The sequence below is a fragment of the Methylobacter svalbardensis genome, assembly GCF_037671525.1.
GTDB lineage: Bacteria > Pseudomonadota > Gammaproteobacteria > Methylococcales > Methylomonadaceae > Methylobacter_A > Methylobacter_A svalbardensis.
This window is the reverse complement of the sequence record NZ_JAWPOH010000027.1, coordinates 13,902-37,502: the sequence shown is the minus strand read 5'-3', so window position 1 is coordinate 37,502 and position 23,601 is coordinate 13,902. Positions and strand designations below refer to the sequence as shown.

Sequence of the window (23,601 nt, the reverse complement as noted above, 5' to 3'; positions counted from 1 at the left end):
TCAATCGTGCATATGCGCTTGTAAATAATTAGGCAAACTGACATCCTTTATTAAAGTTTGCTGGGTTTCCAGCCAATCGATGGCTAGTTCGCAGTGCTCCAGCAACTCTTCCAGTAGATCGCGACTGACGTAATCCTGCATTCCCTCACATAAAGCCACGGCTTTTATCAACAGTGGCCGCTGAATATTTTTTTCGTATTCCAGATCGCCGTTTAAGCATTCAATGACATTTTCGCCGATCAACAGCTTTCCAAGGTTCTGCAGATTGGGGAGACCTTCCAGAAATAGGATGCGCTCGATTATCTCATCGGCTTCCTTCATGACGCGGATCGATTGTTTGTACTGGTAATCGTTAAGTTTTTCCAGTCCCCAGTGACGAAACATGCGGGCATGAAGGAAATACTGGTTGATCGAAGTTAATTCGTTTTTGAGTATTTTGTTGAGAATTTCAATGATTTTCTTGTCGCCTTTCATGTCGGTATCCTTTTTAGCTTAAATGCCCGGTTTCATTTGACTTTGCTGGTAGTTTTCCAGACCCACAAGGTTGATCAGCTTTAATTGCTGCTCCAGCCAGTAGGCATGGTCCATTTCCGTATCTTCCAGTTGCGCGGTCAACATGTCGCGTGTCACATAATCCTGGGCTTTTTCACAGGCGGCAATGCCTTTTTTCAGCTCTCCGACCACATGATATTCGACTTCCAGATCGGCTTTCAGCATCTCCGGCACCGCGCGGCCTACCGTTAAGGCCTCGCGTTTGGACAAGTTGGGCGTGCCTTCCAGAAACAGAATACGCTGAATCAAGGCTCGGGCATGCAGTCGCTCATGCTCGGATTCGTGCAGACTTTTTTCTGCGAGATGGTTCAAGCCGAAATCGGCGTACATCTCGCCATGGATTAGGTACTGATCGGATGCACTCAGTTCTCCGGCAAGCAAACCGTTAAGAATTTCCAGAATCTTCTTGTCGTCTTTCATAATGACCTCTTTAAAGTGAGTCGAACGTGGGCTTATCGATAGTCTGCGGCGAGTTGGCAAGCATTCCCGATGATTTTATACCGCCTGCTCCAATCGTCAAATTAATCTCGCCAAATTTGTTTAAAAACATGGCCGCCATAAAATAGGCTTATATGAGCGGCTAATGAATTTATTGCACCCATTTGAGAGAAATGTAAGAGCCGGCTAGAATAAAAAAGTAACCACCGCTTTCAGCTTTCCACCGTCTATAACCGGCATTGCCAGCATCGAATTCAAACGTCCTTCTACAACAGCGCCATCTGAATTATTTCGGATAGCAGGGACCCCGGTCAACCATACCCTGCCCAAGAGTCCCTCGCCTTTGCGCACTGAGATGGTTTCAAATATTTCGGCCAGCTCGTCATTTTGCTTGCTGTATCCCGACTGGCAGACCAAACGCCGCCCCTTTTCATCCGGCACCCATATCTGTAACCGTTGGGCAATTGGCGTCGCTTTGGCCGACAGAAAGGTCATGATATAAATCCGATTGGCAACCACCGAAACCGGGATACCCAGCGCCGTGGTTATCCCGGCTTCTCCGGCATCCGCACTTCGGATAAAAGCAGACGCAAGTCCCATGTCTTCAATAAGCACAGGCATGCCTGTTGCCCATACCTGTCCAGGCAAACCGGAACCTCTGGTGAATTTGATGTTTCTGGATATACGTCCAAAATCATCCAGCGTACCGTAATAGCCGTCAATAACAGCCAGCTCGGCATTTCTTTCCAGACTGTTACTCCACACTTCTATGGCGCCGGCATGGTGCTGATCGTCCCCACACAAAAAAACCACCACGGCCATTAGAAACTCGCCTGAGAAAACAGGCAGGGCAATACCGCAGGTTAAACCAGCTTTTTTAGCCGATTGTGTCCGCTTGAAATAAGAATGATCGAATTCGGTTAACACCAAAGGATGACCGGCGGCCCACGCTTTGCCGGGCAAACCTTCGTCATAAGCGAAGGATTCCTTTTCGCTGGCGACGCGAAACTCATTCAAGGAGCCATACAGTCCGGCACTAAATTCCAAGCGGGTACGGTCTTTTGTCGGTATCCAGATTTCCGTTACCTTAATAAATGTTTTCATATCGAACCGTTTTCTTTACAGCGGCGGATTATCCATAGCTGATCGATATTCCTCGTATTTCTCAATACTATTGGGATGGGGCATTTAGACATAATCAAGACACCTGAGAGTTAATAGCAATTATCCAAGTAGTAGCAGATTTCATGCCGAAGCCTATAGACAACTACGGCGACTGAAACTACCGTCCCATGCAGAGCATAAATAAGGATTCACCCCTTTGAGCTTACTCGTTCCCACACGCCGCGCTCATCGTTATACACAAGTATCTGCAGGGCCTATCTGACTCGTCATTCCGACAGATGTCGGAATGACGAGTCAGATAGATGCAAAAGCGTGGAGATATCCGGTGCCTCTAAATAACGGGCGAATGAATTGGTGCAAGTTAACCAGCGAACGCACAAAATTAATGCGTCTTTTCAGAAATCCGAACAATTTTATTTCAAAAATACACCTGATGATTATCCTTAACTTCTCAACCAAGCTGATAAAAAACCCACCTGACAACTTTAGCAGCTCAAGTACATCAAAATAATAAATCATTTAAGATCATCCAGATAGAACATCTAGCAAGCCAAATTAATTCACACATAAATTATAAGCTATTGATTTTAATATAAATGAAACTCAACAACCCTGCAAACCTTGGCACAACGCTTGCTGTTAATACCATGAAAGCTCCAATGGCGGGGCGTTAACAGTTTTGGTTCAACGGCGAACCCTATCGACAAAGGCGTCTAACAGACTGAATGTATCGAACATTCATGCTGAAGACGTCTTTTTTTTGCCTGGCTTAAGGAATTGAAAAACCTAACAATGAATCATCCGATCTTAACTAGGCTAACGCGCTGTAGAGGTGATATTGCCTATTCGAAGCAATTTTCTTTGCCCCGCCGAGCCCTATATTGAGTCGGAGTATTTTTTACTTAACAATTCCAATCATAAAATAAAAATAGGTGTGCATCATGCTAAATAAGATGAAAAATTCTGGTCTGTTAACCATCAAAATGCGTTTTTCGATGATTCTGGGTATTTTAGTCATCGGTTTTTTGATGTTCGGTATCGCAACATTCAAGGCCATGAATACCGTTACTATTAACGGTCCGATTTATCAACGTATTGTTCAGGGCAAAGATATTATTGCCGATGTCTTGCCGCCACCTGAATATATCATCGAATCCTATCTGGTGGCGCTACAATTGACCCAAACCACCGACCCCGCTGAAATCGGCGCTTTGGTGACGCGTTTTCAAACGCTGAAAACGGAACACGAATCCCGTCATCAATATTGGTTAGATCAGTCGTTGAACCGGGAACTCCAGGTTTCCTTGCTGGATCGCTCTTACCAGATGGCGCAAGCCTTTTACAATGAAGCCATCCAACGGTTTCTACCGAGTATCCAGGTCGGCGACCGCAACGGTTCAATGACCAGTCTTGTGCAAATGCGCCACGCTTACGAACAGCATCGCGCTGCCATTAATGAAGTCGTGAGGCTTGCAACCGCCCGCAATGCGGAAGATGAGTCACAGGCACAAAGTACCATACACGAGTACAAAATCGTCTTGGCCGGCATTTTCATCTTCAGCATTGCCATGGCAATAGGATTGACCGTACTGTTCAGTCGCGGTATTTTACGCTCACTCAAAACCGTCCAACAGATAGCGGCAGCCATTGCCGCCGGTAACCTGTATTCCAGCATCGACATTCATCAACAAGATGAGATCGGGGTGCTATTACGCTCCATGAAAGCCATACAGGACCCCATCAACACCTTCGTTACCGATCTGGACGTTATGGCACAACAGCATGCACAAGGCTGGGTCAAAGAGCAGCTCGACGTCTCAAAATTTTCCGGCATCTACGGCAAGATGGCGCATGAAGTTAATGAGTTGATTCAATCGCGCATTGCTATCAATAGGAGGCTAATCGGTATCGTCAGTCAGTATGCCAAAGGTGACTTTTCTATAGACATGAATGTGCTGCCGGGCGAGACCATTGTCATTACTGACATTATGAACCATGCCAAAAAGACTTTTCTTGACGTTAACAATGAAATCAAAATGCTCGCAGAAGCCGGTGCGAAAGGCGATTTTTCAAGGCGTAGCGATGCGGATAGATTTGAGTTCATGTTCAAGGGGATTTTGACTAATCTCAATAACCTGATGGAAACCTGCGATGTCGGCTTCAACGATGTATTACGTGTTGCTAACGCACTGGCTCAAGGTGATCTGACCCGAACCATCGACAAGGACTATCCCGGCACTTTTGGTGAAGCGATTGTCGGCATGAATAGTATTGTTGAAAACCTCAAAAGCCTGGTAGGAGACATCAAAAGCTCCACCGACAGCATTGATACTGCGTCTAAAGAAATCGCCGCCGGTAACAACAATTTGTCTTATCGCACCGAAGAGCAAGCCGCCAGCCTGGAACAGACCGCCGCCAGTATGGAAGAGCTGACCTCCGCCGTACGGCATAATGCCCAAAATGCCCGACATGCCAACCGGCTCGCCGTTGACACATCCGACATCGCGGGCAAAGGTGTTGAAGTGGTCGGTCAAGTCATCATGACGATGGATAAGATAAACGAATCTTCACGCAAAATCGGGGACATTATCTCTGTGATCGACGACATCGCTTTCCAGACCAACATACTTGCGCTCAATGCCGCGGTGGAAGCCGCCCGTGCCGGTGAACAAGGTCGGGGCTTTGCCGTGGTCGCCGTGGAAGTGCGCAATCTTGCGCAACGCGCCGCGGCGGCGGCCGGAGAAATTAAAAATCTGATTAATGATTCTGTCGACAAAGTCTCGGGAGGCAGTAAGCTGGTTGCCCAGGCAGGACTGACCATGGAAGAAATCGTCGCCTCCGTTCGTGGCGTTACCGACATGATGGCCGAAATCACCGCCGCCTCCGCAGAACAAAGTTCCGGCATCGAACAGGTCAATCAAGCTATCGCCCAGATGGACGATGTCACTCAACAAAATGCCGCCTTGGTAGAACAAGCCGCAGCGGCAGCGGAATCTCTGGAAGAACAGACGCAAAATCTGGTGGTCAGAGTAAACAGCTTTAAAATGGACGGCAACTCACGTAATACGGACAATTCTCCCGTACGAATGAAAACAACACCGGCAAGCACCGGTGCCGGTACAAACTTACCGTTCAGTCAAAAATTACAGTTGCAACTTGCCGGTAATGATCAATGGGAAGAGTTTTAATCTTTACTCGGGCATACCGAGCGTGCCTTAGCTCCCAAGGCGCGCTCGGCATGCCCTACAGCAAATATTCTTGGGCCGGAAACAACAAAACAGAACGACTCGGCAGTTAAACCGGCCTTTTTAACCGACTTTGTCCGCTTAAAATAATCCTGGCAAAGCAGGTTTTATGCAGGATTGCAGAAAGAAGGCAAAACCGCTGCACTGTATCTGTATTCAACGGCAATCACACGACATGACCCATCAAAAGAACTCAAATTGGTGCATCACACGAGGAAATTGCACGGATTCGATGCGTTGCCTGCACAAGCCCGACTATCAATACCATTCTAATATAAACCATAACAAACTGTATTTATTGAATAATATCTACAAGAATAACTGAATGGCAATTTTGGCATAACGTTTGCTTTTAACAGGATAAGGACTCCAATGGCGGAGTACTAAAAAAATCTTGGTTCAACGGCGAACCATATTGACAAAGGCGTCTAACCGGACTGAATGCATCGGACATTCTGTTTGGCGACGTTTTTTTTTGCCCGATTTTTTTCAGCTTAATGAGGTCATCATGAAACAAACCCGGATAATTACTATTAAGAAACTGGCTGCGGCATTAACCGCCGCATCCCTATTAACCTTTACCTTAAGTGCCGATGCGGCTGAAAAACTGGAAAAAGACAGCTTAAAGCTCGGCTTCATCAAACTGACCGATATGGCGCCTTTAGCGGTTGCTTTGGAAAAAGGCTATTTCGAAGATGAAGGTCTTTCCGTACAAGTGGAAGCGCAGGCCAACTGGAAAGTGTTGCTGGATCGGGTGATAGGCGGCGAACTGGATGGCGCGCATATGCTGGCAGGTCAGCCCATTGGTGCAACCATCGGCTTTGGTACCAAAGCCGATATTATTACTGCGTTTAGCATGGATTTAAACGGTAATGCGATTACCGTATCCAACGATGTCTGGCAGCAAATGAAGCCGCATATTCCGATCAAAGACGGCAAACCGGTACATCCTATTAAAGCCGACGCCCTGAAACCTGTCGTTGAAAAATATAAAAGCGCAGGCAAGCCTTTCAATATGGGCATGGTATTTCCGGTCTCAACACATAATTATGAATTGCGTTACTGGCTGGCGGCCGGCGGTATTAAACCCGGTTTTTATGCTCCCCCTCAAGATACATCCGGCCAGCTTGATGCTGACGCGCTGTTGTCGGTAACGCCTCCTCCGCAAATGCCTTCCACTATGGACTCGGGCACGATTGTCGGCTACTGCGTCGGCGAACCGTGGAATCAGCAAGCGGTATTCAAAGGCATCGGCGTGCCGGTCATCAGCGATTACGAAATCTGGAAAAACAACCCTGAAAAGGTTTTTGGCGTCAGCAAAGAGTGGGCCGACAAAAACCCCAATACCCATAAAGCGGTCATCAAAGCCCTGATTCGCGCCGCGATGTGGCTGGATGCGGATAACAACAAAAATCGTCCTGAAGCGGTCGAAATGTTGTCGCAATCACAGTATGTCGGCGCTGATTACGAGGTGATTGCCAACAGCATGACCGGCACCTTTGAATATGAAAAAGGCGACAAGCGCGATTTGCCCGATTTCAACGTGTTCTTCCGGCATAACGCGACTTATCCCTACTACAGCGATGCGATTTGGTATTTGACCCAAATGCGCCGCTGGGGGCAAATCAACGAACAAAAATCGGATGCCTGGTTTATGGAAACTGCCAAACAGGTTTATCGCCCGGATATTTATAGGGCTGCGGCCAAGGCGCTGATTGCAGACGGCAAGGCCAAAGCCAGTGATTTTCCTGCCGACACTGAAACCGGCTTTAAAGCGCCGACCGATGATTTTATTGACGGCATTGTTTATGACGGCAGCAAGCCGAATGATTATCTGACCAAATTTCCTATCGGCCTTAAGGGCAAGCAAAAAGTAGTCGGCGGCAAGGTGGTCGAGTAGTTGATATTTGCAGCATTGACATCGTTCCCACGCTACGGCGTGGGAACCAGTCCGATTTATGTGTGGGTGTCTATCAACAGTGGACGTTAACTGAGTGCAAGGACGCGCCTTTTTTACCTTTCGCCTTTAACCTTTTGCCTGTTTTTTTACCTTTCACCTGTTTTTTAAAGGTACCTATTATGCATAACCGACTGATCAAATTTTTAAACATAACCGGACTCACCTGGTTTGTTCCTCTGGCAAAAATAGCGGCCGGAGAGAATCCCTCGCTGCAAATCCGCCAACTGTGGCTGATCATGAGCGTGCCGATACTCGCTTTTATACTCTTCCTGGGGCTTTGGAGCTTCTCCGCATCCAAGGTTAACACCAGTCTGGGCACTATTCCCGGCCCGGTCGCGGTGTGGCACGAAGCAGGCGGATTGCTTGACGACCATTATGCCGAACGGACTAAAGAAGCCGAGTATTACCAACGTCAGCAAGCCCGCAACGAACAAAAACACGCTGAAGATCCGGCCGCTGAAATCAAGGTCCGTCCCTATAACGGCCAGGCTACCTATCTGGATAAGATTTATACCAGCCTGTACACGGTGTTTGCAGGCTTTGCCATTGCCACCCTGATCGCCGTACCGCTAGGTCTGTTCTGCGGCATGAGTCCGGTGTTTAACACCGCGATCAATCCGCTGGTGCAGATTTTCAAGCCGGTATCGCCGTTGGCTTGGCTGCCGATTGTCACCTTGGTAGTCAGTGCCATGTATGCGGGCGGCGATGGCTCCTGGTTTGAAAAATCGTTCCTGACTTCCGCAATTACCGTCACGCTGTGTTCGCTGTGGCCGACGCTGATCAACACCGCCGTCGGCGTGTCATCGATAGACAAGGACCTGATCAATGTCGGCAAAGTATTGCGACTTAACTGGAGCACCCAAATCAGGAAAATCATTTTGCCGTCCGCGTTGCCTTACATTTTCACCGGCATGCGTTTGTCCTTGGGCGTGGGCTGGATGGTGTTAATCGCTGCGGAAATGCTGGCGCAAAATCCGGGGTTGGGTAAATTCGTCTGGGATGAATTCCAGAACGGCAGTTCCAACTCCTTAGGGAGAATTATGGTCGCGGTGTTTACGATCGGACTGATCGGCTTTGCGTTGGACCGCATCATGCAGTCACTACAAAACCTGTTCTCTTTCGGTAGAACGCTTTAATTATTTATCCACGAAAAGCACGAAAGACACGAAAAATACTGATGTGGGGGCGACGCAAGGCGCCCAGGCAGTAACAATCGGCGACTAAAGTCGCCCCCACAATCATGACCTCACTTTCGTGGACAACTGCTTTTTCTATGCCTAACCAGGAGCCGAGATGTCCGTCTTGAACCTCAACATTGTCAATAAACACATGCAAAATAACCCGCCTGCGCCATCGAATGACGCCTACCAGCCTTTACTCGAATTAAAGGCGGTGTGCAAAAGCTATGGCGCGGCATCCATACTCAACAATATCAACCTGAGCATTAAAGCAGGCGAATTCGTTGCCATAGTCGGTTTTTCCGGCAGCGGCAAAACCACGCTGATTTCAACGATTGCCGGGTTGATTCAGGCCGACAGCGGCGAGGTGCTAAAACAAGGTCTGCCGATTACCTCGCCGGGACCGGACCGCGGCGTGGTGTTCCAAAACTATTCGCTGATGCCGTGGCTGACGGTGTTTGAAAACGTGGCGCTGGCGGTCGATCAGATATTCAAACACTGGCCTGCCGAACAACGCCGTGCGCATACCGAAAAATACGTCAGGATGGTTAATCTCGGCGCGGCGATGGCTAAAAAACCCGCCGAGCTGTCCGGCGGCATGCGCCAACGGGTCAATGTCGCCCGAGCCTTGGCCGCCAGTCCCGATATTTTGTTGCTGGACGAACCGCTCAGCGCGCTGGATGCGTTGACGCGCGGTAACTTGCAGGATGAGATTTTGCAAATCTGGGAACAGGAAAAGAAGACCGTCATCCTGATTACCAACGATGTCGATGAGGCCATCTATATGGCGGATCGGGTTATCCCGCTTAATCCCGGTCCCGATGCGACCTTCGGCCCGGATTTTCCTATCAATATCGAGCGCCCCAGGAACCGGACTGCATTAAACCATAACCCCGAGTTTAAACGCTTACGCGCCGAAATAACCCGTTATTTAATGGACATCGGCATCGCAAAAAACCAGGATATGGCCCAAGATAAAATCGTCCTGCCCAAAATCAAACCTAACACCGACAATGACTGGAATCGTGCTTATTCGGCCTTTGCCGCGCCTGCTCCCGGCAGGCTTGCGGCATACACACCATCCCTGGCGATAAAACCCACACAGGATGAGGTAGCTCGCCCGCGTTATCTGGAGTTTTCAAAGCTGTGTAAAATTTACCCGACACCCGACGGCAACAGTTCGGTTAAGGTCGTGGACGGTTTCGACCTGAAGATGAAAAAAGGCGAATTCATCTCGATCATCGGTCATTCCGGCTGCGGTAAATCCACGGTGTTATCGATGACCGCCGGTTTAAACAGCATCTCCGAAGGCGTTATTATCCTGGACAACAAGGAGATTGACAGCGCAGGCCCCGATCGCGGTGTAGTGTTTCAGGCGCCCAGCCTGTTCCCCTGGCTGACTGCATTCGAAAACGTGATGTTGGGCGTCGATAAGGTCTATCCCCATGCCTCCAAATCGGAACGCGATGACATCGTCGGCTATTACCTGACCCGCGTCGGCTTGAGCGATTCGCTGCGCAAAAAAGCCGCCGACATGTCCAACGGCATGCGCCAGCGCGTCGGCATCGCCCGCGCCTTCGCCTTATCGCCCAAACTGCTGTTGCTGGACGAGCCGTTCGGCATGCTGGATTCGTTGACCCGCTGGGAATTGCAGGAAGTGTTGATGGAAGTCTGGGAAAGAACCCAGGTCACCGCCATTGTGGTCACCCATGATGTCGACGAGGCCATACTGCTGGCAGACCGGGTGGTAATGATGACCAACGGCCCGCACGCCAAAATCGGCAAAATAGAAAACATCGATTTGCCCAGGCCGCGCAACCGTAAAGCGTTGCTGGAACATCCCGATTACTACAAATACCGGGAGAGCATCTTAAACTTTCTGACCGAGTGCGACCATAGTCATTAGGTTCTACAAAAAGCATAAAAACAGTCAATGCGTAGGATGTGCTGAGGTACGAAGTGCATCAATCGCGAACGATGCGCTTCACTTTGTTCAGCACATCCTACGTATTGCATAACATCAAACATTAAACACAAAAGGAGGCTTTATGCCGCTGAAAAAAACAAAACTTCCCGTATCGTTGCTGGCGCTAGTCGTAAGCGGTTCAGCCGTAGCCGGTGTTACCCAGGATGTTGAAGACGCGCTCAATTTTTATCATTACGGTAAAAACGGCGCGGTCAAGATTGACTTGAATTACCGTTACGAAAATGTCGATCAAGACCAAGGCCCGCAAAAAACCGCCAATGCCAACACCGCACGCCTGCGGGCAGGTTTGCTGTCACCGACCTTTCACGGCCTGCAAGGCTATGCCGAATACGAAGGCAATCTGGCCATGCAGGAGGATTTCAACAGTACGCGCAACGGCAATACCGCTTACTCAACGGTTGCCGATCCTGAGAAAAGCGAACTCAATCAATTATGGCTCAGCTATGCCGGTATTCCCGATACACTGATTAAAGGCGGCCGGCAACGCATCAAGCTCGACGACGACCGCTTTATCGGCAACGTCGGCTGGCGGCAGATGGAAACCACCTTCGACTCGGTGCTGATCACCCACAGCAATCAACAGCTGTTCGGCCTGACCGTTAACGCAGGCTATATCGGCAACGTCAATACATTTACCTCCACGACCGAAAACATCGAAGCCCCGATTCTGAACATCAGTTATAAAGTCGGCGATTACGGCAACCTGGTCGGTTACGGCTACTGGCTGGATTATACCGAGCGCGAAAATTATGAAAAATCCAGCCAAACCTATGGCTTGCGTATGACCAACTATCAAAAACCGGGAGACACTCTAAAGCTGAGTGATAACTACGGTGTGGTCTATACCGCCGAATGGGGACATCAGGAAGATTACGGACACGGCGCGACCCACTATGACGCGAGCCGCATCAACCTGATGGGCGGCGTTACCGCCTATAACTTCACTTTCCAAGGGGCAGTTGAACAACTTGACGGCAAAGGGCTCAATAAAACTTTTGATACGCCGCTAGGCACCAACCATGCGTTCCAGGGCTGGGCGGACTTATTCCTGGTTACGCCTAGAGACGGTATCCGCGACGTATCCGGCGCAGTGCATACCGTACTGGATCGCGGCAGCGTGATATTAACCGGTGTTTACCATGATTTCACCGATGACACCGGCAGCCTTCATTACGGCAAGGAATGGGATTTCCAGGCCACCAAAAAATTCGGCAAGCATTATTCCCTGCTGGCCAAATACGCTTATTACGATGCCGATCAATTCGGCACCGATACCCAAAAAATCTGGTTGCAGGGGAATATCAGTTTTTAAGCCCTTGCGCCGCACCATAATGATGCAACCAGCATTATTATGGTGCTTCTTAGTCACTAAGCATTAGCCTCTTGTTTCCATTTTATACCGCTACGTGGCCCAAATAACCCGGTATTAAACGGTCTTTGCCGGTGTGGCATGCAACCTGCATTTCCCCGAGTAAATCTTTAATAACTGGGAATCAACCATGTCATCTTCACACCTTAACCTGCTGTCCTTCTCGGGGAAAACCAAAATTCTCCATATGAGCTGGATGGCTTTTTTTATCAGCTTTGTGGTGTGGTTTAACCACGCGCCGTTAATGATGGTGATCGCTAAAACGCTGGGTATGAGCAACTCGGAAATAAAAACCATCCTGATTTTAAATGTCGCCTTGACCATTCCGGCGCGGATTGTGATCGGCATTCTGGTTGATAAATTCGGCCCTAAACGGACTTATTCAACACTGCTGGCGACGGGCAGTATTCCCTGTTTTATGTTCGCTTTTGCCACCAGTTTTGAGCAACTGGCCCTGGCCCGTTTCTTGTTAGGCTTTATCGGCGCCGGTTTTGTGATCGGTATCCGCATGGTCGGCGAATGGTTTCCGGCCAAACAAGTGGGCATTGCCGAAGGAATTTACGGCGGTTGGGGAAATTTCGGTTCAGCCGCTGCGGCCGGAACCTTGCCTGCTCTCGCCTTGATCTATGGCGGCGACGAAGGCTGGCGCTATGCGATTGCAACCACCGGCGCTATGTCCCTGATCTATTCGGTCATCTATTTTTTCAGTGTCTCCGATACCCCCAAAGGCTCGACTTATTTTAAGCCTAAAAAAGCCGGGGCGATGGAAGTGACCAGCATCCGGGACTTGTTCTTCTATGTTCTGATGAACATTCCTTTGTACGCCACCTTAAGCCTGTTAACCTGGAAACTATCGCCAACAGGCGCTAACCTGTTATCGAACGTCGCCGCCATTGGCATTTATATCGGCATTTGGGTTTTATTCCTCTATAACGTCTATAAAATTATCCACGTCAATGAGGAGCATCTGCAACAACCGGTCGATGAAATTCATAAATACAAATTCAAGCAGGTTGCCATTCTGAATTTGGCGTATTTCATTACCTTCGGCTCGGAACTGGCGGTAGTTTCGATGTTGCCGCTGTTTTTCTTTGAAACCTTCCATGAATCGCAAGGCATCAGCATGGTGCAAGCCGGTTTACTGGGCGGGAGTTTTGCCTTTATCAATCTGGTTGCGCGGCCGCTTGGCGGCTGGGTTAGCGACAAATTCGGCCGTAAACTGTCGTTAAGTATTTTTGTTTTGGGTCTGTCGGCGGGCTATTTTTGCATGTCGCTGATTGATCCGGAATGGTCTATTGCGTTGGCGGTATTGGTCACCATGGCCTGCTCTTGCTTTGTATCAGCCGGCTGCGGTGCCGTCTATGCGATAGTTCCGTTGATAAAACGGCGGATGACCGGACAGATTGCCGGCATGGTCGGCGCTTACGGCAATGTCGGCGGCGTACTGTTTTTGACTATATTATCGTTTGTTACCCCGGCGGCATTTTTTACAGTCATCGCGGTCGTGGCATTATCCGTGTTGGTCGCCGTACAGTTTATCGATGAACCCAAAGGACACATGGCCGAAGTTCAGGAAGACGGCACCGTGGAAATGATTGAGTTGAATTAATAAATCAGGCAAAAGGCGAAGGACGAAGGGCAAAAATAGCTTGCACCTAAGTTTAAAGGGTATTTCAATTTTTCGCCTTTCGCCTTTCGCCTTTCGCCTTTCGCCTTTCGCCTTAAACATACACCATGCCAACACTCAAAGTCAGCATCGGCTCTGCCAGCGATAAAGGCATCAAGCCGGATAATGAGGATTTTTTCGGTTCCTTAATACCGGAAGGCCCGCAGCTTATCCATAAAGGCATAGCCGTTGCGATCGCCGACGGCATGAGCGGCAGCGACGCCGGAAAACAGGCCAGCCACTGCTGTGTGATCGGCTTTTTAAGCGATTATTACAGCACCCCGGACTCGTGGTCGGTCAAACTTGCCGGGCAGAAAATTCTTTCCGCGACCAATTCCTGGCTATACAGTCAGGGACAAGTCCGCTATGAATCGACCAAAGGCATGGTCAGCACGCTCAGTATCATCGTCCTGAAATCGACCACGGCGCATATTTTCCATATCGGCGATTCTCGCATTTATCGCTTGCGCCAAGGTAATTTTGAGCAGATAACCCGCGATCACCGCATCTGGGTTAAAGAAAAGAATTATCTTAACCGGGCTATGGGCATAGAGCCGCGCCTGGAAGTCGATTACCAGTCGCGTCCTGTGGAAAAAGGCGATCTGTTTTTGCTGACGACTGACGGCATACACGATTTTATCGATGAAAAAATCCTGAAAAAACTCGTCCAAGAGTCTGCGGATTTAACGCTGGTTGCCGAAAAAGTCATGCAACAGGCCGCAGCCAATCACAGCGACGACAATCTGACCTGCCAGCTGCTCAGAATCGATGAACTGCCCGAAGCCAACGAAGACGAGATTATTCGCCGCCACACCAACCTGCCCTTCCCGCCGCCGCTGGAACCCGGCATGGTCATCGACGGCTACCGGATTGAGGCCGAATTGCATGCCAGCAAACGCACCCAGATTTATCGGGCATTCGACACCCAAACCCACACTCAGGTTATTTTAAAAACCCCGTCCATCCTTTATGATGACGACACCCATTACATCGAGCATTTTCTGCATGAAGAATGGGCGGGGAAACGCATTCATCACGACAATGTGCTGAAAGTTCTGAGCGCCGATCGGGAAAAAAGCTGCATTTATTACGTCACCGAATTTCTTGAAGGTCCGACGCTTAGGCAATGGATTACCGACCATCCGAAGCCTGACATTAAAGCAGCCAGAAGAATTGTCGAGCAGATTGCTAAAGGTCTGCGCGCTTTTCATCGCATGGAAATGCTGCATCAGGATTTGAAGCCTGAAAACATCATGTTCGATAAAAACGGCGTCGTTAAAATCATCGATTTCGGTTCGGTTAAAATCGCCGGCATCGCAGAAATCACCCCGCTGGATCACAGCGAGACCGACAATATACTCGGCACCTTAAATTACGCCGCGCCCGAATATCATCTGGGGCAGCGGGGCACGGTAAAATCCGAGCTGTTTTCGCTGGCGGTGATCACTTACGAGATGCTGAACAACGCCCTGCCCTTCGGCCAGGATATGCCTGAAAAACCCGACAAAATGAATCTGGCAAAACTGCACTATGTGCCCAGTTTTCATCACAACGCGATGGTTCCTCTCTGGATTGACGGCGCCTTAGAAAAAGCGACCGCAATAAGCCCGCAATTTCGCTATGACGATTTATCGGAGTTTCTGTTTGACCTGTCCACACCCAATCCGAAGTTCCTGAGCGCCAAGGAAGCCATCCCTTTGATTCAGCGCAATCCGTTATTATTCTGGAAAGGCTTATCGGCAATCCTGCTGCTCACTAATCTGGTTTTGCTGTATTTGTTGACCTAGATCCATCGTCCACGGACAGCACGATAACACTGTAGGAGCGGGCCGTGCCCGCGATAGGAGGCCGCGATTACCCTCGTTCCCACGCTCCAGCGTGGGAACGCATATGGAAGTATGACGACATACAGAGTCAGTATGGATTCCCACGCGGGAGCGTGGGAACCAGAGATGTGGATAATAATTTCACAGTCTCTCCAGCTTGAGAACCCGCATAATCATCACAACAGCGCCTTGATCTCCGGCACACAAGAGCCGCAGTTGGTTCCGGCTTTAAGGCATCGACCTACTTCCTGATGGGTTTTAAGTCCTTTTTCCCTGATTGCCTGTTGGATGGTTTTTTCGCCGACATTGAAGCAGGCGCAAACGATAGTGCCGACATCGGCGACACCTAAGGGCGGCTTGCCGGTCAATAAGGCCATGCGTTCCGCTATTTCCAATTCTTTTTTTGCGAATAGGGAGAGCAACCAGTTGCGTTCCGGCAACGCAGACTCGACGGCGATAAAAACCACGCTTTCCAGCTGATTGTTGACGATACGTGCGGCCCGGTAATTGCCCCGAGCGGCATCTTGATATTCCTGCCACTGGATTGTTTCGCCGGCGCTGTCGCAGAGGTTCTGTTGCGCCCATGCCTGCCAGTTTTCGGGCAAGGCCATCCCGGCCAGTTCATAGCGGTAAACCTGTTCGCCTTTCATTTTTACCCAATAGTCCGGATCGCTGATGCTTAACTCGCGCCGGGACAGGATAAAACCTTGCCAGGCAGGTTGATAAGCCTTGATGCGCACCGGCGTGTGCTTGCTTTCCGGTTGCTTGGAAATCGGATCGACCGCAGCATTGACTAACGCACCCATGCGTCCGCGACTGGCGTATTGTTCGGTCCAGTGCATCGGCACAAAGATGCTGCCTGGCTGTTGACTGTCGGTAATCTGTACCCGCGCAATCATTGAACCCCAACGGCTTTCAATGATGGCCAAATTGGGTATATCAGCAGGCTGTTGTGGGCGCGAATTTAAGTAGTGCGCATCAGCAGGATGCACTTCGACAAATGGCTCGGGCTTGTGCTGATTAAGTTGCGCCGCAATAGCGGTGCGGGTCATGGTATGCCACTGGTCGCGCAAACGGCCGGTATTTAAAATCAGCGGGTAATCCTGATCCGGCGGATTGACCGGCGGGCGTGGCGTAACCGCAATAAACCGGGCTTTGCCCGATTCGGTATAAAACCGCCCGTCCTCGAACAATCTTGCCCTGCCTTGCGGATAGGCCTGATTAACCGGCCACTGGATCGGCTGCAAACTGTCGTAATCGTGCCGGGTAATGTCCGCAAATGCCGATATGTCAAAGTCACGTTGGCCGTTATTTTCAAAGCCTGACAACGCCGCGTGTTCGCGAAAAATCTCCACCGGACTTTGATAATGGAATGCCTGTTCAAAACCCATGCGCCTTGCGACTTGGGTGACGATCCACCAATCCGGTTTGGCGCTGCCGGCAGGTTTAAATAACGCCCGTTGCCGTGAAATGCGCCGCTCGGAATTGGTGACCATGCCGTCTTTTTCGCTCCAGCCTTGCGCGGGTAACAGCACATGCGCCAAAGCGGTGGTATCGGTATCGTTGATGCAATCGGACACTGCCACAAACTCGCAACGCTGCAAGGCCAGTTTGACTTTATTCGCATTGGGCAGACTGACCACCGGGTTGGTACCCATAATCCACACGGCTTTGATTTTGCCGTCGTAAATGGCGTCAAATAATTCCACGGCCGGATAACCCGGCTGTTTGGCAATGTTTGCCGTATTCCAGAACCGTGCGACCCGATCTATGTCGTCGGCATTGGAAAAATCCATATGCGCGGCCAATTGATTCGACAAGCCGCCGACTTCGCGCCCGCCCATCGCATTGGGTTGTCCGGTCAGCGAGAATGGCCCGCAACCCGGTTTGCCTATGCTGCCCGTTGCCAAATGGCAATTGATAATCGCGTTGACCTTGTCGGTTCCGGATGCCGATTGATTGATGCCCTGGCTGTATAAGCTCATCACTTTTTTATGCCCGGCAAACCAGTCATAAAAACACTGCAGGTCGTCTTTATCTAAGCCGCAAAAATCGGCAAGCTGTTCACTATCGATACCGGCTACATCCAACGCTTCGGCAAAGCCTTCGGTATGCGCTTTTATATAAGCCGAATCCAGCGCGTTTTGTTCGCTTAAAAAATGCAGCAGGCCGTTAAACAAGGCGGCGTCACTGCCGCTCGCCAGCGGCAAATGCAAATCGGCGATGTCGCAACTGGCGGTGCGGCGCGGGTCGATCACCACGATTTTTAACGCCGGATTGGCTTCCTTGGCTGCGCGTATCCGTTGGAAACTGACCGGATGACACCAGGCGGCATTGGAGCCGATCAGCACGATCATCTCAGCGTGTTCAAAATCTTCGTAACAGCCCGGCACGGTATCGGAACCGAAGGCGCGTTTATGCCCGGCCACCGACGACGACATGCACAAGCGGCTGTTGGTATCCATATTGCCGCTGCCGATAAAGCCTTTCATCAGCTTGTTGGCGACGTAATAATCTTCGGTCAACAATTGCCCGGAGCCGTAAATCGCCACCGCGTCGGCGCCATATTTTTCGATAGCGCGGATAAAGGAGTCGGCGACCAGATCCAATGCTTCGGTCCAGCTGGTTTCTCGCCCGTAGACTTTCGGCTGCAACAGTCGGCCTTTGAGTTCAACCGTCTCGCCGAGCGCCGAACCTTTGGAGCATAGCCGCCCGAAATTGGCCGGATGCGTAGTGTCGCCGCTGATTTTAAGGCGATGATGCGCTTCATCGACTTTGGCGCTAATGCCGCAGCCCACGCCGCAGTAAGGGCAAGTGGTTTGTATGGGTTTATTCATTAAATCTAAAAATACTCAATAATTAGAAAATAGAAAACGGATGACACTGATTTAAACGGGTTCAAACGGATTTTTTATCCGTGTTCCATTGAAAACCGGCATCTGCTAAGGAACATGCATAAATTAATTTAAGCAATTACCACGAAGAGCATGAAGGACATGAAGACTTAAATCCTTCATGCATTTCATGTTCTTCATGGTTTAAAAATAAAACTGGCTCAAGTTATTTCATGCACGTTCCTAAGTAACTGCATAAGCTTTACCGAAAATCAACATATCTCTTATGTCGGAAATATTGTCTTCCTGCTCCAGCAATTCCTGATACCAGCTGCCATCGGCCGTATCACCGTACAGCACCGCGCCAATCAGCTTATTGGCCTTAATGACCAGTTTCTTGTAAATGCCTATAGCGGGATCGGTAAAATGGATGCATTCACAGTTTACATCACCTTGAAAATCGCCGACCGAAAACAGGTTGATACCGGTGACTTTAAGCTTGGTCGCGGTCGGCAAGGTAATATATTCAGCCACGCCATGCGCACTGAGATGATTGGCACAGACTTTGGCCTGCTCAAACAGCGGGGCGACCAGGCCGAAGGTAGCGCCGCGATGCTGGATACATTCGCCTACCGCGTAAATGCTGGGATCGTAACTTTGCAAGGTATCGTTAACGACGATGCCGCGCTCGCAATAAATCCCCGCTTCCTGAGCCAGCGCCATGTTGGGGCGTACGCCGATGGCCATAATAAACAGGTCGCATTCGAGTTGACTGCCATCATCAAAACAAACAGAGGTGATATGACCATTTTCATCGCCCGACAATTGCTTAAGTTTGGCGGCCATCTTAAATTTCAGGCCGCGTTGCTCCAGTTCCGTTTGCAGCATTTTTGCTGCGGGTCTGTCCATTTGCCGGTTCAGCAAGATTTCATGATTATGGATCACGGTCACATCCATGCCTCTTAAAACCAAACCGTTGGCGGCTTCCAGGCCTAACAACCCGCCGCCCAAGACCACGGCTTTTTTATGGCTACGACTGTAGCTAAGCATTTTGTTGACATCGACAATGTCCCGAAAGCTGATTACGCCCTCCAGATCATTGCCGGCGATCTCCGCTATAACGGCTTTGGAACCGGTAGCGATTAACAGCCGGTCATAGCCGGCAAATGTGCCGTCTTGCGCATAGACTTTTTTGTTTTTCCGGTCTATCCGCGTCACGGCTTTGGCTTCGCCCGCATAGAGCGTTATGCCGTTGTCGAGGTACCACTGACGGTTATTAATCACAATATCCTCAATGGTTTTTTCGCCGCACAGCACCGAGGACAGCATGATGCGGTTGTAGTTGCCGTAAGGCTCGGCACCGAACACGGTGATGGCGTATTTATCCGGCGCGGCGGTCAGCAGTTCCTCTACGGTACGCATACCCGCCATGCCGTTGCCGATCACGACCAAGCGTTGTTTCATCGGGTGTTCCTTATGATTGAATGCTATTTTCAATTCACAAGCAATCCGTATGCCGTAAACCGACTTGGGTGTTTTCCTGAATCTAAATCCTAAAAATACAAATTTAATGCGCTAAAATGGTGCATAATTAAATTGCTGGCGCACTTAATTGGACAGTAATATAAAAAGACAGACGAAAGGCAAAAGGCGAAAGACGAAAAGGGAAAAAAACTTTTGCCCTTAGCCCTTGGCCTTTCGCCTTTCGCCTTTTTCCGGCCCACAAATTGCTATGAAAACGATAACGCTCTTACTTTAAACAATCTTAAGCAAACCATGTATAAACGTATATTGGATCACCTTAATACCGCCATCCTGTTATTTGATCGCGCCCTAACGCTCACTTACATCAATTCTGCCGGCGAGATTTTGCTTGCCGACAGCTCGCGCCACTTGGTAGGCCTCGGCGCTTATGAGTTGTTCAAGTCTTCCGATCCCGCGTTGCTGGTCAATTTGCAGCAATGCCTGACCATGGCGGAACCGCTGATGGACCGCGAGCTTATCCTGGATCGTATGACCCACAGCCTCACCATTAATTTGAGCTTAACGCCGTTATTGAAAAATGAGCGGGTCAACGAGATTCTGGTCGAATTGCAACAAGTGGATAATCATCTGCGCATATCCAAGGAAGAACACTTATTAACCCAGCAGAACACCGCCAGATTGCTGGTCAGAGGCTTGGCGCATGAAATCAAAAACCCGTTGGGCGGTTTACGCGGCGCGGCACAATTGCTGGATCTGGAGTTACACGACCCGGAACTCAAGGAATACACCCAAATTATCATCGCCGAATCCGACCGTCTGCAAGGCTTGATGGATAAAATGCTCGGCCCCAACAAACTACCCAATAAAAAGGCCATCAATATTCACGAAGTGCTGGAGCGGGTCAGACAGTTGGTTCAAGCAGAATCCAGCCGCAGCCTCACCATTAAATCCGACTACGACCCCAGTATTCCCGACATCCTGGCCGATAAAGACCAACTGATCCAGGCTATCTTGAATATCGCCAAGAACGCCGTTCAGGCGTTAAATGGCGAAGGCGGCATTATCCTCAGAACCCGGATTCACCGGCAAGTGAACATCGGTCGCAAGCGCTACAAATTGGCGGTCAAATGCGACATTATCGATAACGGACCGGGCATCGACATCGACATGATGAACCAGATATTTTACCCGATGATTACCGGACGCGCCGACGGCACAGGGCTGGGATTATCCATAGCCCAAGCCTTGATCAATCAGCATAACGGTTTAATTGAATGCAATAGCGAACCCGGAAACACGGTGTTTTCAATCTTCTTACCGATTATCACCCAAGGGGAATCAGAAAATGACTAAAGCCGAAACTGTCTGGATCATCGATGACGACAAATCGATACGCTGGGTCGTGGAAAAAGCCCTGCAAAAAGCGGACATTATCACCCGCAGTTTTTCCGGTGCGGCCGATTTGCTGAGCGCCTTGCAGGACTATCTGCCCGATGCGCTGATTACCGATATTCGTATGCCCGGCATGGACGGGCTGGAACTTTTGGACAAGATTCAACTGAGTCACCCGAATCTGCCGGTTATTGTGATGACCGCGCATTCCGATCTGGAAAGCGCAGTCTCGGCATTCCATGGCGGTGCGTTTGAATACCTGCCCAAACCCTTCGATATTAAGGAAGTCGTCGATCTCGCCCATAGAGCCTGTATTCATAGCCGGCAACAGCAAATCTCGGATTCCCCGACGTATGCGGCAGAAGAAACCACGCCGGAAATCATCGGCGAAGCGCCGTCGATGCAGGAGGTATTCCGCGCTATCGGCAGACTGGCCAGATCGCATATCACCGTACTGATCAACGGCGAATCGGGAACCGGCAAGGAACTGGTCGCCAAAGCCCTGCATCGCCACAGCCCCAGAGCAGGCAATCCGTTTATTGCGCTGAACATGGCCGCCATCCCCAAAGACCTGATGGAATCGGAACTGTTTGGTCATGAAAAAGGGGCTTTCACCGGCGCGCAATCACGCCGCGCCGGCCGCTTTGAGCAGGCCGATCGCGGCACCTTGTTTCTTGATGAAATCGGCGACATGCCCGCCGAACTGCAAACCCGTTTATTACGGGTGCTGGCTGATGGCGAGTTCTACCCGGTCGGGTCATACGCCTCCGTTAAAGTCGATGTGCGCATTATTGCTGCCACCCACCAGGACCTTGAAATACTGGTAGACCAGGGCCGCTTCAGGGAAGACTTGTTCCATCGCTTAAACGTGATCCGCATCCACATACCGCCGCTGCGGGAGCGCAAACAGGACATCCCCTTACTGCTGCGCCACTTTTTAAATCAGGCGGCGCTCGAACTGAATACCGAAATTAAAGTGTTAAAACCTGAAGTGGAGGCTTTTTTAAGCACGCTGGACTGGCCGGGCAATGTCAGGCAACTGGAGAACAGTTGTCGTTGGCTGACGGTGATGGCCTCGGGGCGGGAAATTCATCTGCACGACCTGCCGCCCGAGTTGCTAGGTACCCCAGCAGAAAAAAACGCTGCCGAAAACGGCTGGGAAACCTTACTCAGAAACTGGATAGACCAGCAGCTATTGCGCGGAAACGAGGCCGAAATCGCCAAACAAATCATCCCCGCTGTCGAGACCATTTTGATTCAAGCGGCTTTAAACTTTACCCACGGAAAACGCCACGAAGCGGCTATTTTATTGGGCTATGGCAGGAACACCTTGACCCGGAAGATTCAGGAAATGGGGATAGAATTGTAGACCTATGTCTTGTTTCGTTGTGTGCCATTATTCCTTCACAGAAGGGATATTGATTACTTACTAAGACACTGCGACAATATGTCACATTCCAATGTTTATCATTTATCGCTAATATACACATAACTCTTGAGATGTAAATTTCCTCCTCGGAATTCAGAGTTTTATATCCTTCTCTAATGCGGCCTAATCAGCCGCATTTTTTTTGCCTACAAGGCAGTGATTGCTCCCGGCAATCATTCTGCATTTCCTCCATCCATGGAGGTCAGATGCAGGCAAGGAGCGTGAGCTTTGCCTGCTGTCAGGTAAATCGAAGTTGAAATTCATTAACTCTGCGACATTCTGACACGCGGCAATTTGCCACATTCCATTACCTAACATTTGCCACTAAAATATATACAACTCTTGAGATGCAAACTTCCTCCTCGGAATTCAGAGTTTTATATCCTTCTCTAATGCGGCCTAATCAGCCGCATTTTTTTTGCCTGCAAGGCAGCGATTGCTCCCGGCAATCATTCTGCATTTCCTCCATCCATGGAGGTCAGATGTAGGCAAGGCATTTAAATAAGGTGGTTGGTGTCATAATGAGTCGGTGATCCAGGAAAAACTAGCCTAACTTGAAACCGACAAAGAAGCCGCCAACCCCGCTGGCGCCCTTGCTGGTAATGCTGGTCAGGCGATCAACCAGAAACCCACCGGAGCTTTTTGCAGCTTCCGTCGCCGCACTGGCGGCATGTTGCAGCTTTTCATCGGTTATATCGATAACATCGTAATGCTCCGCGATAAACAACAGCACGATTGTCGCTCCTCCCAGAAATAATGCCGTACGCAACATTTTTTTGGCGAAATAACCAACCGCCAGTCCGATAACAAACGGCGCGCCGACACTACCAATTAAAAAAGTCGAGGAAAAAATGTCGCTAGAAGAAGATGCTGCTTCGACTGGATGGATGTTCATGGTTCTGGGTTTCCGCTGTTGTGTTTATTGAAATAGCACGTAGGAATTAGTTCTTACTGGGCGATAAAAATAATCGATTATTTATGTTTTTCATTTTATCACTAAACTCGATCGCGCCAGAAAACAAAGCTATACTGACAACACATGCAGAATAACTTGATCTGTTAGAGTCAAAAACCGGTTATCATTGAAACCATATCAATTAAAACGTTTTATAAGC

Annotated in this window: 15 protein-coding genes; 9 read left to right on the top strand and 6 right to left on the bottom strand. The window is 49.7% G+C overall.

From position 1 onward, the window contains the following. The 3 genes from bfr (RW114_RS11785) to RW114_RS11775 form a co-directional block, all read right to left on the bottom strand. Positions 1-474, bottom strand: a complete 474-nt coding sequence (bfr, locus tag RW114_RS11785) for a bacterioferritin (RefSeq protein WP_340122952.1) — start codon at positions 472-474, stop codon at positions 1-3. An 18-nt stretch (positions 475-492) separates the two neighbouring features. Continuing rightward, the gene (gene bfr / locus RW114_RS11780; RefSeq protein WP_340122951.1) at positions 493-972 is read right to left on the bottom strand and encodes a bacterioferritin; all 480 of its coding nucleotides are present in this window, start codon (positions 970-972) and stop codon (positions 493-495) included. 204 nt (positions 973-1,176) lie between these two features. Next, positions 1,177-2,094 (bottom strand): GAF domain-containing protein, encoded by a 918-nt coding sequence (locus tag RW114_RS11775; RefSeq protein WP_340122950.1) that lies wholly within the window; start codon positions 2,092-2,094, stop codon positions 1,177-1,179. A gap of 962 nt (positions 2,095-3,056) precedes the next feature. Here RW114_RS11775 and RW114_RS11770 point away from each other — a divergent pair. The 7 genes from RW114_RS11770 (at position 3,057) to RW114_RS11740 (ending at position 15,307) form a co-directional block, all read left to right on the top strand. Further along, positions 3,057-5,303, top strand: coding sequence for a methyl-accepting chemotaxis protein (locus RW114_RS11770; RefSeq protein WP_340122949.1), 2,247 nt, complete (start codon positions 3,057-3,059; stop codon positions 5,301-5,303). A gap of 565 nt (positions 5,304-5,868) precedes the next feature. Beyond that, complete coding sequence (locus RW114_RS11765) at positions 5,869-7,260, top strand: CmpA/NrtA family ABC transporter substrate-binding protein (protein ID WP_340122948.1); 1,392 nt, start codon at positions 5,869-5,871, stop codon at positions 7,258-7,260. 179 nt (positions 7,261-7,439) lie between these two features. Further along, a complete protein-coding gene (locus RW114_RS11760) occupies positions 7,440-8,456 on the top strand; it encodes an ABC transporter permease (RefSeq protein WP_340122947.1) in 1,017 nt (338 codons plus the stop codon). Between the two features lie 157 nt (positions 8,457-8,613). Then, positions 8,614-10,404 (top strand): ABC transporter ATP-binding protein, encoded by a 1,791-nt coding sequence (locus RW114_RS11755; RefSeq protein WP_340122946.1) that lies wholly within the window; start codon positions 8,614-8,616, stop codon positions 10,402-10,404. Between the two features lie 142 nt (positions 10,405-10,546). Beyond that, complete coding sequence (locus RW114_RS11750) at positions 10,547-11,797, top strand: alginate export family protein (RefSeq protein WP_340122945.1); 1,251 nt, start codon at positions 10,547-10,549, stop codon at positions 11,795-11,797. 187 nt (positions 11,798-11,984) lie between these two features. Then, positions 11,985-13,463, top strand: a complete 1,479-nt coding sequence (locus RW114_RS11745) for a NarK family nitrate/nitrite MFS transporter (protein ID WP_340122944.1) — start codon at positions 11,985-11,987, stop codon at positions 13,461-13,463. A 125-nt stretch (positions 13,464-13,588) separates the two neighbouring features. Next, positions 13,589-15,307, top strand: coding sequence for a bifunctional protein-serine/threonine kinase/phosphatase (locus RW114_RS11740; RefSeq protein WP_340122943.1), 1,719 nt, complete (start codon positions 13,589-13,591; stop codon positions 15,305-15,307). Positions 15,308-15,522: 215 nt separating this feature from the next. Here the strand turns inward: RW114_RS11740 and RW114_RS11735 are convergent, their stop codons facing one another. Both RW114_RS11735 and RW114_RS11730 read right to left on the bottom strand, forming a co-directional pair. Further along, positions 15,523-18,183 (bottom strand): molybdopterin-dependent oxidoreductase, encoded by a 2,661-nt coding sequence (locus tag RW114_RS11735; RefSeq protein ID WP_340122942.1) that lies wholly within the window; start codon positions 18,181-18,183, stop codon positions 15,523-15,525. Between the two features lie 240 nt (positions 18,184-18,423). Next, positions 18,424-19,644: an NAD(P)/FAD-dependent oxidoreductase gene (locus RW114_RS11730; RefSeq protein WP_340122941.1), complete on the bottom strand. Its 1,221-nt coding sequence runs from the start codon at positions 19,642-19,644 to the stop codon at positions 18,424-18,426. A 312-nt stretch (positions 19,645-19,956) separates the two neighbouring features. Here RW114_RS11730 and glnL point away from each other — a divergent pair, with 312 nt between their 5' ends. Continuing rightward, positions 19,957-21,018 (top strand): nitrogen regulation protein NR(II), encoded by a 1,062-nt coding sequence (gene glnL, locus RW114_RS11725; protein ID WP_340122940.1) that lies wholly within the window; start codon positions 19,957-19,959, stop codon positions 21,016-21,018. After that, positions 21,011-22,426 (top strand): nitrogen regulation protein NR(I), encoded by a 1,416-nt coding sequence (ntrC, locus tag RW114_RS11720; protein WP_340122939.1) that lies wholly within the window; start codon positions 21,011-21,013, stop codon positions 22,424-22,426. Before glnL ends, ntrC begins: the two co-directional genes overlap by 8 nt. A gap of 604 nt (positions 22,427-23,030) precedes the next feature. On the opposite strand, the gene RW114_RS11715 is transcribed toward ntrC, so the two are convergent. Then, positions 23,031-23,381, bottom strand: a complete 351-nt coding sequence (locus tag RW114_RS11715) for an FUN14 domain-containing protein (protein ID WP_340122938.1) — start codon at positions 23,379-23,381, stop codon at positions 23,031-23,033. Positions 23,382-23,601: the final 220 nt, after the last annotated feature.